This window comes from Pyrobaculum calidifontis JCM 11548, assembly GCF_000015805.1.
Lineage (GTDB): Archaea > Thermoproteota > Thermoprotei > Thermoproteales > Thermoproteaceae > Pyrobaculum > Pyrobaculum calidifontis.
This window is the reverse complement of the sequence record NC_009073.1, coordinates 1,353,358-1,365,431: the sequence shown is the minus strand read 5'-3', so window position 1 is coordinate 1,365,431 and position 12,074 is coordinate 1,353,358. Positions and strand designations below refer to the sequence as shown.

The following is a 12,074-nucleotide window of genomic DNA, read 5'->3' as shown; positions in this document are numbered from 1 at the left end:
TGGGCTCTTGGTCTACCGTGGGCGACTAACCGCACTAGGCAGAGGTTAGAGATAGACCAATGCTTTGTGTCTTAACGTAGCCGCGCGGCGTCTAGCTCCGACGGGGAAGCTTTGCAACATATTCTTTGACTTTGCCGACGAGGATTTCTACATCTCTCTGCGCGCTCTTCTCGTCTGGGTATGGGCTGTATATTCCCTCTGGGTCTGGGCCGTTGTACTGGTAGCTGTGTAGGTCTAGCGCTATAGATGTCAAGGCGCTTTCCTCGCCGCCGAGGAGTTGGGCGAGCTTTTTCATCTGGGAAGTGGGCACCAGCGCTATGACCCAAAGGGCCTTCTTAATCCTCTTCCCCTCCCTGATTCTCACAACGCCGGGGTACGCCTTCTCCACCTCCTCAATCTTATCGACCAGCAGTGCGCCCAGGAGGGACTTCCACGCCTGGAAGGCCTTCCCAGCGGCGTTTCTGACTAGCCCACTTTTGAGAAACTCCTCAGCCAGCTCGGCCTCGTACACGGCCTCCCTGACTCTGGCCTCTCTGTACGCCTCAAGGTTAAGCCAAGGCTTGGCGAGCTCTTCCACGTGCGGCAGTGCGGTGTGCCTTATAAGCTTGTCTCGGCTGGGCGAGCCGGTGTACATGTGTATCTGTAAAGTTTATATAGGTGGGTATTAGTGGACATGTGAGTGTAAAGAGGGATAGGGTAAACATAGCTGTGGCTAGGGAGGTGGCTGAGGAGTTGGGGAACGTGGCGGAGTCCCTCGGCATGACCCAGTTCGCCCTTGCCAACGACATACTCACAGTGGGGCTTGAGGCAGTCAAGGCGGGGTACAGGGTCTCGCAGATAAGGGAGCTCCTCCAGTTCTACAAGCTGATGGTGGAGCTGGAGATTGTGCCTATCCCAGGCCGCCTCCTCGACTCAATCGTGGCTGAGCACTACAGGAAGGACAAGGAGGGCGCGCTTAAGGTCTGGTGCGAGGCGGGGAGGATGCTGGGTAGCTACTTGAGGGCCACCTTCGGAGGGCTAGAGGAGGTGTCCCAGCTCGTGCCCTACTTGGCCAAGATAGTCCCCGCGAAGCGTTTTGAGCTCAAGGTGTCGAAGGGCGAGGCGGTTTTGGAGATAGTAGGAGTGGGCTACAGCTTGGAGGCCGTGGAGGTAAACGCCGCCGCGGCTAAATGCCTCTTCGACTCCTACGGCTACGAGGTGGTGGAACAAGTGACGGCCCCCGGAATCTTGGTGGTAAAGGCCAGGGAGAGGGAGGCAAAGTAGCCCAACGCTCACCCGGCGCTCTACTGCCGTGGCTGGGGTTGGCCGAGCCTGCACGGCCGCGGCGTTGGCTGGACGCCGTTGGGCGCGATAGCTTTTTCTCGTAATATCGCAGTTACGCCGTGCGGGTGGTGGTGACTAGTCCCAGGGCGGTGGAGCTGTTTGTGAGAGTGCTGGGGCGGGAGAGAGTCGTGGCGGCGCCGGTGGTGAAGCTGGTGCCTCGGTCTATCTCTGCGGAGGAGGTGGCGAAGGCCTTGGCGGGGGCTACCCACGTGGTTTTTGTCTCGGGGGCCGTTGCGTATAGGTTGGCCGAGGTGTTGCATGGGGCAGGCGCATTGTTTGCGGGCAGGGCTGTGGCCACGGCGGAGGGGGCGAAGGGGGCTGTCATGGTGAAGAACAAGTTCGGGGTCGAGGCCTACCCTGGCCAGACTTGGGAGGAGGTGGCGGCGTGGGCTAGGGGCTGCGGCGCCGCCGTGGTGTTTCACCACGGAGAGTTCCACAGGGAGTTGGCCGAGGCGCTTGAGGCGCTGTGCGGCTCAGTGGCCCACTTCCAGCTCTACGACGCCGTTCCAGAGGACTTGGACAAGATGCGCCTGCTCGTGGAGCCCGGCGGCGACGTGTACGTCTTCTTCAGCGGGGTGGCTGTGGAGTACGCCGTGGAGAACCCCTACGGCCTCCCCGTGGCGGAGAGGCTGAGGCGCGCCGTAAACGTGGCGGCGGGCCCCGCGGTGGCAAAGGCCTTGGCCAAGTACGGCATAGAGGCGGTGGTGCCGCCCTCGGGGAGGCTGGGCGACGTGGCGAAGTTCGTGGCATCGCTTATAAGGGGGTAGACTTCTGCCCCCGTGGAGCTCTACTACGAGGGGGAGGCCGAGCTGTCCCACGTGGACGTAGACGAAATGGCGCAGTGCCTCGGATTTACGCCTAGGGGGCAGGAGGGGGAGTACCGCGTCTACGCCGCCTCTGGGCCATTCGGCGCGGGGGAGGTCAAGCTCTACCTCCGCGTCCTCTCCCAGAGCCCCCTCGTCTTAGAGGGGAGGCTGGAGGGGCTGGGCACTGTGAACAACTTCGAGCTCTCCGTGGCGGGGGGCAAGTGGCGGTTCAAGGGGAGGCAGACGGGCCTCTTGAACTTCCTTGGAAAGGAGTTCTTCGACAGAGCCGCCAGGTCCTTTGTGGAAAGGGCCTTGGCGTGCGTAAGGAATATAAACAGGGGGGAGGGCTAGGGCGTGTACGACCTCTGCGTCTTGGGGGGAGGCTCCGCGGGCTTTGCCGCGGCTATAAAGGCGGCTGAGCTGGGCGCCAAGGTGGTCATGGTTAACGCCGGCCTGCCCCCCGGGGGGACCTGTGTCAACGTGGGGTGTGTCCCCACCAAGTACTTGGCCAAGGCGGCTGAGGTTGTCCACAGGGCGAAGATGGGGTACTACCCCGGCGTCAAGGCAACGGTGGAGGTCCGCCTTGGGGACCTCTTGAGGGGCGCCGCCGGCGTGGTGGAGAGGCTTAGGCAGGAGAAGTACATAGACCTCCTGGAGTACTACGGCATAGACTACGTTGAGGGCTTCGGCGTTCTCGCCTCTGCCAACGCGGTAAAGGTGGGGGATAGGACGATAGAGGCCAGGCGGGTGTTGATAGCCACGGGGGCCAGGCCCGCCGTCCCGGCGATAAAGGGGCTGGAGGAGGTGAGGTACTACACCAACGAGAGCTTGTTTGAGCTTGGGGAGCCCTCCAGCGTGGTGTTCATAGGCGGCGGCGCCGTGTCCGTGGAGCTGGCCCAAGCCCTCAACAGGCTGGGGGTTAAGACCGCCATATTCACGAGGGGCAGACTGTTGAAGTACGAGGAGGAGGTGGCGTCCCACTTCGTGGAGGAGGTGCTGAGGGAGGAGGGGGTCGAGGTGATACACGACGAGGCTGTGGCAGTGCGGCGCGTGGACGGCGGCGTGGAGGTGGTGGGGCGGGAGGGGTCTAGGGCGAGGGGAGAGGCTCTCTTCATCGCCGCTGGGAGAAGGCCGAACTCAGAGGCAGCCGGGGGGCTCGTGGAGCTGAACCCGGAGGGCTCGGTGAAGGTGAACGAGAGGATGGAGACCAGCCTCCCCGGAGTATATGCGGCGGGGGACGTCACGGGGGGACTGCCCGGCGGGAGATATCTAGAAAACGCCGCGGCGAGGCAGGGCGTGGTGGCGGCCATAAACGCGCTAGGGGGCGACGCCAGGTTTAACCCACTGCACGTCCCCCGCGTCGTCTTCACAGACCCACCCGTGGCCTCCGTGGGGATGAGGGAGGAGGACATGTTGAAAAGCGGAGTGGGTTGCGTCTGCCGGCTGGCCCCCGTATCCGCGGTGGCCGCCGCGTGGGCCTCCGGGCGCCTGGACGGCTTCATAAAGATAAACACCTACCCCCAGACGTGGCGCATCTCCATGCGCGGCGGGAAAATAGCCGGCGCGGTGGCCGCCGCGCCGCAGGCAGAGGAGCTGATACACATCTTCGCCATGGCGGTGGCCCACGGCCTAACGGTGGACGACATTGCTGATATGATACCCGCGTTTCCCACCTTCGGCGAAGCCGCCAGACTAGCCGCGCTGGCCTTCTACAAAGATGTGACAAAACTCTCCTGTTGCGCAGGCTGAGAGGCCGCTATTGTGTCCTCACGCTGTCGGTGTTCAGCGTTGGTTTTAAGTGCCTTATGATGGCCTCGCCGAGATACGCCAAGAAGGGCTTTTCTGGCACAATGTGCGGCTCTACGCCAAATTTTTTGCACTCTTCTGCCGTGACTGGCCCCACCGCCGCCAGCTTAACGGCGCCCGACCTAAACCGGTTGGCCACTTTTTCGGCTAGGCCTAGGGCGCTGAGCTGTGTGAAAAAGCTGTTGCAGGCCAGAGCGCTTGTGAAGACCACCACGTCTGCCTCCCCCGCCAAGACCAGCTTCGCTATCTCTGCCGCATTTTCCTCAAGCTCTGTCCTGTAGGTCTGTATGTACTTCACCTCTGCGGCCCTCTTCTGCACCTCCCGCAGAAACTCGTCGTCTAGGTACCCGTAGAACGATATGGCCACCCTCTTCCCCTCAAGCGTTCTCTCAGCAACCTTCAACAGCTCCTCCGAGGTCTCCTCCACCACGGCGCAGGTGAGGCCTAGGAGAGATTTCACGTTGCCAGCGGCCTTGCTGCCCCTACACAGAATAGTCATCCTGGAGAGGGCCTCCCTAAGCCTCTGCTCTAGCCCAGCCCTCTTAGCCTCTTGCACTAAGCTTGCAACCGACTGCCCAGTCATGAATATGAAGACGTCGAAGTGGGATATCTCGTCGATGAACTTCGCCACGTCCGCACCCCCGGCCTCTCCTATCTTTACCACGGGGAGGTAGACAGGCTCTATGCCTGCCCTGGTCAACATCTTGGCCAGGAGGTCCGCCTTGTGTGCCCTCCCCGAGGTTATTACCACAGTGGGCATGTATATACCTATGTGGGGTATTTATTGCTGTATTGCACAGAAAAGGGGAATAAGGAATTTTTAAACAAAACCATGGGTTACCATGGAAACTGTTGAGAAAAAGCCCCTAACTGTTGACGCATATGCAGAAGAGGGGCGCCGCATCCTTGAGTACTACGAGAAGGGGCCTTGGCCGAGCCACGTGGCGGAGCTCAAGAAGACCAACTACCCCATAGACGCCTACGGGGCGGGGCTGGCGGCTAGGAAGACCATGTGGGCCGCTGGCTCCGCCAAGATACGGTTCGTCTACACTGGCTTCATCGCCAGGAGGACCAGGGATGGAAAATACGCGGAGCTCCACTTCAGAGTATGGCAGCCCTCGGGCCAGATATACACCACGCAGAAGCTCCGCCAGCTGATCGAGTTCATTGAAAAGTACGGCCTAGGCCTCGTGGAGCTGGCCGGCCAACAGGGGATGATGATTATCTCCATCCAGCCGGAGAAGGCGGATGAGGCCATCGACGCCTTGAGGGCCATTGGAACAGACGTGGGGGCCACCGGCGACACCATCAGAGAGCTGGCCACGTGCGTCGGGCCCGCCCTCTGCGAGTTCGCCCTATACGACACCCTCGCGGCGCGGGACTACTTCTTAACCCACCCCAAGATATACGAGTGGATGAGCAACCAGCTGTTCCCCTTCAAATTCAAGGCCAAGTTCTCGGGATGCCCATTCGACTGCACTAGGGCAGTGCACCGCGCCGACTTCGGCTTTATAGGCATCTGGGAGGGTGCTCCTGAGGTGGATCAGGCTAAGTTTAGGGAGCTTGTGGAGAGGGGGGTTGTGGACCCGGTGAAGCTTGCCGCCAATTGTCCCAGCGGCGCCATTAGGTGGGACGCCGAGAAGAAAGAGCTCGTGATAGACGGGAGCAAGTGCAAAAAGTCTATGCACTGCATCCGCACAGCCTTCCCAGCCATAAAGCCAGGCAAAAACAGGAAGATTGCGGTGCTCGTGGGCGGCCACGTCAAGGGCAGATTTGGCGGAAAGATGTCCAAGCCCTTGGCCATAGTCAACGACTACAAGGAGGCCGCGGACTGGGTGGTGAAGACTGTCGAGGCTTGGATGGAGGGCATGGAGAAGGGCATGGTTAAGCACAAGGACAGGATTGGGGACTTCATCATGAAGGTAGGCTTCAAGCGCTACCTCGAGGAGGTGGTGAAGGTGAAGCCGCAGGGCAAGCCCACCTTACACCCGTCGCTTAGGGCGGGCGCGGTGCTCGACGACGAGGAGAGGAAGATGTGGCTAGACTGGGTCAACAAGATAGTGGCTGAGTACAAGCTATGAGCGCTGAGAGGTTTAAGAAGAGGCTCCCAGTACCCTACACCGACTGGCTGCCGGAGGCGCTGAAGCGGAATTTGGGCAAGTGGGTGGATAGGAAGTTCCACGGCTACGGCATAATTGAGCACGTCTCTGCCACTGGGGAGAGGATATTCACAGTGAAGGTGGGCACGCCGCCCAACTTCCGGGTCAGCGTCGACACTCTCAAGAAGTTTGTCGAAATCGCTGACACCTACGGCATCGGGGCGCTGAGGATTACCAGAAACGGAAACGTGGAGTTCATGGCAGACTCTCTAGAGAACGCGCTTAAGATCAAGGAGGCCGTGGAGAAGCTGGGCTTCCCAGTGGGAGGCTGGGGCCCCACCATATGGTCTATAAACAGCTGTACTGCCTTTCTGACGTGCACCACAGCGGTGGTGGACGCGCCCAGCATTACCAAGGTTCTCTACGACGCGCTTAAGCCCTACTTCACAGGCGAGATAACTCTCCCGGCGAAGCTTAGGATAAACGTCTCTGGTTGCCCCAGCAGTTGCGGCGGGTTCACAGCGGACATAAACCTGGTGGGCCACTACGGAGACGCCCCCACCTACGACCCCGAGAGGATAAAACTCTGCCTCCCCAAGTCCGCCAAGGCCCTGGAGGCCGGCCACGTGCCAGAGGTGGCCGAGGTGTGCCCCACCAACGCCATAAAGGTGTATGGAAAACCCGACGGCTCTGTGGGCCTCGACATAATTAGGTCCAAGTGCATCGCCTGCGGCCGCTGCCGCGACGTCTGTGACTGGATTGACTTCGACCAGAGCAAGGCCGGAGTGGCCGTGCTCATAGGCGGCAAGGCGAGCAACACAGGCAGAGGCCCGCTCCCCTCGGTGCAGGTAATACCCTGGGTGCCAGCCATCCCGCCCGCGTATAGGGAAATCGTGGCCGTGGTGAAGAAGATAATCGACGTGTGGAGGCAGAACGCCAGGGAGGGGGAGAGGCTGGGCGACTGGGTGCACAGAATTGGCATGGAGAAGTTCTACGAGATGTTGAACATCCCAGTCACCAAGTGGAATAAGCCCGTGAAATTTGAGGGCGAGTTCGGCATAAGGCAGTTCTTGGCGTGAGCATCTACGACATAATTGGGGACTTTTTACTAAGGCTTAGGTTTAACCACGGAGTTGAGGAGCTGGGGGAGGTAGAGGACTTGGTCCACGAGCTGGCGAAGCTGGAGGAGGGGGCCGAGGCCACCTACATCCTCTCCCTCCCGGGTAGGCCCAGGCCCTACCTTGTCACTGCCTTGAAGACTGAGGAGGGCTACGCCTTGGCCTTCTTGAACCTGGACGACGTGAGGCGCCTTGAGGGCGTCTCCAACGTGGAGGAGCTGGAGGACGCCACGACTAGGTTCTCTGTGGAGAAGTTCGGCAACCCGGCGCCCTTCCTCTTCCCAATAAAACAGGAGGGGGAGGTGGTCTACGCCGCGATGGGGTTTAAGACCTTTGTGGAAAACTTAACTGCTGGAAACATTGAGGACTTGATAGACCAGTTCGAGCTAGACAGCGACGCGTATTTCCTAGAGCTTAAAAAGGCGTTGACAAGTACTTCCACTGAGGGCGTGGAATAACTCTTATTAATAGAGAGAGAGTTTTTCGCATGGAAAAGAAAAACAAGCTTGCAATAATCGTGTGGAGCGGCACTGTGGACAAGCTGTACCCCGTGGCCATTCTTTCGAGCGCGGCCGCCGCTGGGGGCTGGGACGTGGAGCTCTTTTTCACCTTCTGGGGGCTAAACGCCATTAGGAAGGAGAACTTGTCCCAGATGAAGATCTCGGCCGACTTCGCAGAGTATGCCCCCGCGGTGGCTCAGGCGGTTAAGCAGATGAACTTCCCGCCGTGGCACGAGCTTATAAGACAAGCCAAGTCCATGGGCAACGTACGCGTCTACGCGTGCTCTACCACCATGGAGATGTTTGGCATAAAAGACAAGGCGCAACTCGCCGATTTCGTGGACGAGGTGGTGGGCGCCGCCACCTTCCTCGAGAGGGCAAAGGACGCCTCCGTCACTCTGTTTATATAATCCTTCCCACAACGCCGGCAATTTTTCACATTTTTATTACCACACGAGAGAAATAATGCTTTAATACTTTTTGGAAAGTGAAGTCTATGCCCAAAAAGGTGTTGGTTCTGGGCGGTGGAACTGGCGGCTTAATGACTGTGAAGGAGCTTAGGGAGAGGTTTGGGCCGGGGGATGTGGAAATAACGCTCATAGACGCCAAGGATAGGACGGACTTTAGGCCTTCGTACCTCTACGTGGCTTTTGGCTACAGGAGGCCGGAGGAAGTCTCTGTCCCTCTTGAGCACGTAAAACGCCACGGGGTAAATTTTGTGAAGGCCAAGGTGACAGCCATAGACGCGGCCAATAGGAAGGTGAAGACGACGGCCGGGGAGTTTACCTACGACGTGTTGGTGGTGGCCCTCGGCGCAGAGACCGTAGAGACTGGGTTCCCCCACACGTGGGAGCTAGAGCCTTCTCTCAAGGTTGCCGAGGCCCTCGCCCAGGTGAAGCAGGGGCACATCGTCATCGGCGTTTACTCTCTGCCCTACCGCTGTCCGCCAGCCCCCATCGAGCTGGCAATGCTTACCCACTTCTACTACCTAACCCGGGGACTGAGAGACAAGGTCAAGATAACTGTGGTGCACCCGCTCAAGAGGCCCTTTGAGAACTTTGGCCCAATGGCGGCCAAGTGGATGTCCGGCTTCCTACAGCAGCTGGGGATTGAATACGTCGGCGTGGGGCAGTCCACGGCAATCAAGAGCTTGGGCAAGAGCGAGCTGGAAACCACCACCGGGGAGAAGTTTAAGTTCGACGCGGCCTTTATTGTCCCGCCGCACAAGGCGCCGGACCCCGTGCTCAACAGTGACTTGGCTAAAAATGGGTGGGCGGCGCCTCGCAACCCCGCCAACGGCGACTTTAGAAGCGCAAAATACGACGACGTATACGTAATAGGCGACGTTGCCGCTCCCAACGTCCCAGTGGGGATGGCTGGGACAATTCTACACAGCTACATGCCCTGGGTTATAAGCAACATAGCCGCCGACCTATTCGGCGTATACCTCGGGAAGCCCCCGTTTAGAATTGTTGGCACATGCGCCTTAGACGTGGGGGCCTTTGGAATGGCCGCTGCCTGCGACTTCACGCCGTTTGTGAAAAAGCAGAAGCCGTACCCCGACTGCATGTTCCTTCCGCCAGCACCTGCGACGCGATTGTTCAAGGAGATGTTTGAGAAAGTGTACTTCAACTGGCTTCTGGGGGTAGTGCCATGAGCGAGGTAGTCACAATACCCAAGGCCGACTACGAGAGACTTCTGCAGGAGGTGCAGGCCCTGCGCAGGGAGGTGGAGGAGTTGAGCTCCCTCCTCCTCCCAGTAAAGATCGTGCTGGAGAAGTTGCCCCACCTAATGGCGGACATACAGGTGTTCAAAGTGGCGGCGCCGCTCATCTCCATGTTGTCCATAATGGACTCGGCTGACTTGAACGCCTTGGGCGCCGCCATGCAGGGAGGCGTGGTCTGCGCCAGCAAGGCGTTGAGACAGGTGGCCGAGGACGGGGCGCCGCGTGTGGGGCTCTTCGGCCTCCTCTCCGCCATGCGTGACCCAGAGGTGCAGAAGGCCATGGGCCTCATGGTGACTCTGCTAAAGGCCATGGGCAGTTGCATGGAGGAGAACCTAAAACAGGTAAGCGAGAAGTAGCCAGGGGCTGTGGAATAAGGCTTTTAAACGTAGCCTCCCCTTACCTTATGCCCAAGACGTTGGACGTGAGGGGGAAGTTCTGCCCTATCCCCGTTATGGAGACTGCCAAGGCCATAAACGAGGTGCCCGTGGGCGACGTCTTGGAGGTCCTCGCCACCGACCCCGCGGCGGATCCAGACATAAGGGCGTGGGCCAAGCGCATGGGGCACGAGGTGGTCTCCTCTGAGAAAACCGCCGAGGGGTACCTACGCATTGTAGTTCGCAGGCTCAAGTAAGCGGCGTGTGAGCGTTGTATCAATACCCGACTTTTTCCAGCTGTTGGCCAAATGGATAAGCGCCAGGGGCCGCCCCTGCAAGCCCAGCGGCTACGACATGGCCCTCTGGGACGGGCTCTGGGTCAAGGGGGACCTCCTCGTCTTCGAGGGGGAGGGGGAGCCCCGGTGCTTGGAAGACGGGGAGCTAGTGGAGGCCATCAAGGCCACAGCCTACCCCGACTGCGTGTCTAAGGCCTCTCCCGTCTCGGTGGAGCCCCCCTACGTCGAGCTGTATGGAGGCGAGGAGTCGGCCATCCTCCTGGGAGTGGCCGAGGGGAGAGTGGTCATGGTGGAGGCCAGCGGCGGGCAGGTGGGTTGCGTCTGCGTCACCGACATAGACGTGGAGAAGTTTAGGAAAGTAGCGTACATCCTCGAGAGGAGGTATATGGAGATGTACAAGCTTTTACACCATGCGCCCGGATAGATTCACGTGTATGTTTGTAAAAAATTGTGTGATAGATCATTATTGTTAGAAACGTTTATTAACCTCGGCTATCATATTACTAATGTTGGTCGAACTTTCTAGTCTTGTTGGGGTAAAGGTCGACGAAACCGCTAGGGCCATGGTGTCCTTTGTGGCCGTAAACGAGCCTGTTACTATGTACAGAGTGGCGCGGGGGCTCAACATGCACTTCTCTCATGTGTATAGAAAGGTGAATAAGCTCGTAGCGCAGCGCCTCCTCGAGCCCGCGTCGGCTGGGAGATCCACAGTGTACTACGCCACGGTGAGGGGGCTCTTAATCCCGCTGATCTACGGCACTGCGCCTAAGTCCCTCATCTTGGCCAAGATCAAGCGGAGGCTTAGGCTGGAGTCCTTCTCAGACGAGGAGGTGGAGGCCTTTCTGAAGTTCTACGGGAGGGTGGCCGCAGGGGATGCCCCCCTCGAGGGGCTGGAGCTGGTGGGAGCCTACTTGGCCACGAGGTGTGGGAATAGGCTTGAGAAGTGTTTTTCCCAGATGGAGAGGGGGGACGCGGTGTTGGCCAGCAGAGTGGCCGCCTATGCGGTTATATCGTTGGTGAGGAAGATATTTGACGAAGCGCTTATAGTGAGAGATGAGGAGTATACGGCGGTGTTATTTAAAGAGGACGGTGGGTACAAGCTCTTCGCTGCCCATTGTAAGATGTGCGGGCGGGACAAGTACTGTAGCCTAGACCCCTGCCCCACGCTGATGGAAAAAATAGTTGGGAGAATTAGGCTAGGGCCGCGGCAGGCTTGACTGCGGTCTTCCTGAGGTAGGCAGACCTACGTATTACGAAGTAGTGGAGGTATCCGCCTTGCTCCGTCTTCACTACAACGCCCTTCGCCGCCTTAAGGACCTCCTCTGCCCTTTTCCCCGCGTACTGGGCGGGAGCGACCACCACGCCGTCTTTCACTTTTAGGTATATCTCTATGTCGCAGAGGCAGAACTTGGACACCACATCGTCGTAGGTCAACATGGCCCTACCCCGTTGGATAGTTATAAACGTTATTACAAGGGTGGGGGAAATACTTCCGCCGCGTCGGCGGAATAAGAGATAATTAGTGTTGCCTCCCTACCTCCATGTTTGATAAACTCGACGAGAGGGAGTACCTAATCTTGTCTTATGTCGCCATGCGCGAGCCCGTGACAGCTTATAGGATAGCCGTCGATAACCGCCTCTTCTTCTCCTACACCTACAAGAAGGTGGTGGAACTCGAAAGGCGAGGCTTCTTGGCCTCAGCCGCGGCGTCTAGGGGGCAGAGGGTCTACAAAGCCACTCCCATGGGCATCATAGCCCTCATCCAGAGGGAGGGGCCCCGGCGGTACTTAGTGGATAAGCTGGCCTCGAAGTGGGGCCTAGACGGGCCGCGCGCCCTCGCGCTTGTTGAGAAGGTGGCTAAGCTCTACAGGCCCGATATGCCGCTTAACGACGTTGAGCTTTTGTACATATACCTGGTCAAACGCGGGCTAATAGACGGAGAGCTGGCGGCCGCCCTCTCGCCAGTGGCAGAGAGGGTAAAAGCCTCTCTGCGCGTCGTATGTACATCTGTGTAAAACAGTTGTTA

At 59.0% G+C, this 12,074-nt stretch carries 17 protein-coding genes; 14 read left to right on the top strand and 3 right to left on the bottom strand.

Translation table 11 applies throughout. The features are described from left to right. Nucleotides 1-91: 91 nt before the first annotated feature. A complete protein-coding gene (locus tag PCAL_RS07765) occupies nt 92-577 on the bottom strand; it encodes a PaREP1 family protein (RefSeq protein ID WP_193322619.1) in 486 nt (161 codons plus the stop codon). Between the two features lie 98 nt (nt 578-675). Between PCAL_RS07765 and PCAL_RS07760 the strand changes: the two genes are divergently transcribed. From PCAL_RS07760 to merA, 4 genes are all read left to right on the top strand, one after another. After that, the gene (locus tag PCAL_RS07760) at nt 676-1,263 is read left to right on the top strand and encodes a hypothetical protein (protein WP_011850140.1); all 588 of its coding nucleotides are present in this window, start codon (nt 676-678) and stop codon (nt 1,261-1,263) included. Between the two features lie 119 nt (nt 1,264-1,382). Beyond that, a complete protein-coding gene (locus tag PCAL_RS07755) occupies nt 1,383-2,090 on the top strand; it encodes a uroporphyrinogen-III synthase (RefSeq protein WP_011850139.1) in 708 nt (235 codons plus the stop codon). Nucleotides 2,091-2,102: 12 nt separating this feature from the next. Continuing rightward, on the top strand, nt 2,103-2,480 hold the full coding sequence (locus PCAL_RS07750) for a hypothetical protein (RefSeq protein ID WP_011850138.1): 378 nt from the start codon (nt 2,103-2,105) through the stop codon (nt 2,478-2,480). Nucleotides 2,481-2,483: 3 nt separating this feature from the next. Next, on the top strand, nt 2,484-3,878 hold the full coding sequence (gene merA / locus PCAL_RS07745; protein ID WP_011850137.1) for a mercury(II) reductase: 1,395 nt from the start codon (nt 2,484-2,486) through the stop codon (nt 3,876-3,878). A 7-nt stretch (nt 3,879-3,885) separates the two neighbouring features. Here the strand turns inward: merA and PCAL_RS07740 are convergent, their stop codons facing one another. After that, nucleotides 3,886-4,695 carry a uroporphyrinogen-III synthase gene (locus PCAL_RS07740; protein ID WP_011850136.1) on the bottom strand — a complete coding sequence of 270 codons (810 nt, stop codon included), beginning with the start codon at nt 4,693-4,695 and terminating at the stop codon, nt 3,886-3,888. 82 nt (nt 4,696-4,777) lie between these two features. Here PCAL_RS07740 and PCAL_RS07735 point away from each other — a divergent pair, with 82 nt between their 5' ends. The 9 genes from PCAL_RS07735 to PCAL_RS07695 all read left to right on the top strand — a co-directional run bounded on the left by PCAL_RS07735 (nt 4,778) and on the right by PCAL_RS07695 (nt 11,265). Beyond that, entirely contained in the window at nt 4,778-6,016 is a 1,239-nt protein-coding gene (locus tag PCAL_RS07735) for a sulfite reductase subunit alpha (RefSeq protein ID WP_011850135.1), read from the top strand. Continuing rightward, nucleotides 6,013-7,113: a dissimilatory-type sulfite reductase subunit beta gene (gene dsrB / locus PCAL_RS07730; protein ID WP_011850134.1), complete on the top strand. Its 1,101-nt coding sequence runs from the start codon at nt 6,013-6,015 to the stop codon at nt 7,111-7,113. Before PCAL_RS07735 ends, dsrB begins: the two co-directional genes overlap by 4 nt. Continuing rightward, entirely contained in the window at nt 7,110-7,610 is a 501-nt protein-coding gene (locus PCAL_RS07725) for a hypothetical protein (RefSeq protein ID WP_011850133.1), read from the top strand. The genes dsrB and PCAL_RS07725 overlap by 4 nt, the downstream gene beginning before the upstream one ends. Nucleotides 7,611-7,639: 29 nt before the next feature. Continuing rightward, a complete protein-coding gene (locus PCAL_RS07720) occupies nt 7,640-8,062 on the top strand; it encodes a DsrE/DsrF/DrsH-like family protein (protein WP_011850132.1) in 423 nt (140 codons plus the stop codon). 86 nt (nt 8,063-8,148) lie between these two features. Beyond that, on the top strand, nt 8,149-9,309 hold the full coding sequence (locus tag PCAL_RS07715; protein ID WP_011850131.1) for an NAD(P)/FAD-dependent oxidoreductase: 1,161 nt from the start codon (nt 8,149-8,151) through the stop codon (nt 9,307-9,309). Further along, nucleotides 9,306-9,734 (top strand): DUF1641 domain-containing protein, encoded by a 429-nt coding sequence (locus PCAL_RS07710; RefSeq protein ID WP_011850130.1) that lies wholly within the window; start codon nt 9,306-9,308, stop codon nt 9,732-9,734. Before PCAL_RS07715 ends, PCAL_RS07710 begins: the two co-directional genes overlap by 4 nt. A gap of 47 nt (nt 9,735-9,781) precedes the next feature. Then, nucleotides 9,782-10,009: a sulfurtransferase TusA family protein gene (locus tag PCAL_RS07705; RefSeq protein ID WP_011850129.1), complete on the top strand. Its 228-nt coding sequence runs from the start codon at nt 9,782-9,784 to the stop codon at nt 10,007-10,009. A gap of 7 nt (nt 10,010-10,016) precedes the next feature. Further along, nucleotides 10,017-10,472 (top strand): hypothetical protein, encoded by a 456-nt coding sequence (locus PCAL_RS07700; RefSeq protein ID WP_011850128.1) that lies wholly within the window; start codon nt 10,017-10,019, stop codon nt 10,470-10,472. A gap of 82 nt (nt 10,473-10,554) precedes the next feature. After that, on the top strand, nt 10,555-11,265 hold the full coding sequence (locus PCAL_RS07695; RefSeq protein ID WP_011850127.1) for a hypothetical protein: 711 nt from the start codon (nt 10,555-10,557) through the stop codon (nt 11,263-11,265). Here PCAL_RS07695 and PCAL_RS07690 read toward each other — a convergent pair. After that, nucleotides 11,240-11,485 carry a hypothetical protein gene (locus PCAL_RS07690; protein ID WP_011850126.1) on the bottom strand — a complete coding sequence of 82 codons (246 nt, stop codon included), beginning with the start codon at nt 11,483-11,485 and terminating at the stop codon, nt 11,240-11,242. The genes PCAL_RS07695 and PCAL_RS07690 overlap by 26 nt on opposite strands. Before the next feature lie 104 nt (nt 11,486-11,589). Between PCAL_RS07690 and PCAL_RS07685 the strand changes: the two genes are divergently transcribed. Further along, on the top strand, nt 11,590-12,063 hold the full coding sequence (locus PCAL_RS07685; protein ID WP_011850125.1) for a hypothetical protein: 474 nt from the start codon (nt 11,590-11,592) through the stop codon (nt 12,061-12,063). Nucleotides 12,064-12,074: the final 11 nt, after the last annotated feature.

Bases quoted from the DNA above. Each gene is read 5' to 3' on its own strand.
- PCAL_RS07685 (WP_011850125.1), top strand. From the start codon at position 11,590: ATGTTTGATAAACTCGACGAGAGGGAGTACCTAATCTTGTCTTATGTC.
- PCAL_RS07705 (WP_011850129.1), top strand. From the start codon at position 9,782: ATGCCCAAGACGTTGGACGTGAGGGGGAAGTTCTGCCCTATCCCCGTT.
- PCAL_RS07735 (WP_011850135.1), top strand. From the start codon at position 4,778: ATGGAAACTGTTGAGAAAAAGCCCCTAACTGTTGACGCATATGCAGAA.
- PCAL_RS07695 (WP_011850127.1), top strand. From the start codon at position 10,555: ATGTTGGTCGAACTTTCTAGTCTTGTTGGGGTAAAGGTCGACGAAACC.
- PCAL_RS07690 (WP_011850126.1), bottom strand. From the start codon at position 11,485: ATGTTGACCTACGACGATGTGGTGTCCAAGTTCTGCCTCTGCGACATA.
- dsrB (WP_011850134.1), top strand. From the start codon at position 6,013: ATGAGCGCTGAGAGGTTTAAGAAGAGGCTCCCAGTACCCTACACCGAC.
- PCAL_RS07710 (WP_011850130.1), top strand. From the start codon at position 9,306: ATGAGCGAGGTAGTCACAATACCCAAGGCCGACTACGAGAGACTTCTG.
- PCAL_RS07715 (WP_011850131.1), top strand. From the start codon at position 8,149: ATGCCCAAAAAGGTGTTGGTTCTGGGCGGTGGAACTGGCGGCTTAATG.
- PCAL_RS07740 (WP_011850136.1), bottom strand. From the start codon at position 4,695: ATGCCCACTGTGGTAATAACCTCGGGGAGGGCACACAAGGCGGACCTC.
- PCAL_RS07720 (WP_011850132.1), top strand. From the start codon at position 7,640: ATGGAAAAGAAAAACAAGCTTGCAATAATCGTGTGGAGCGGCACTGTG.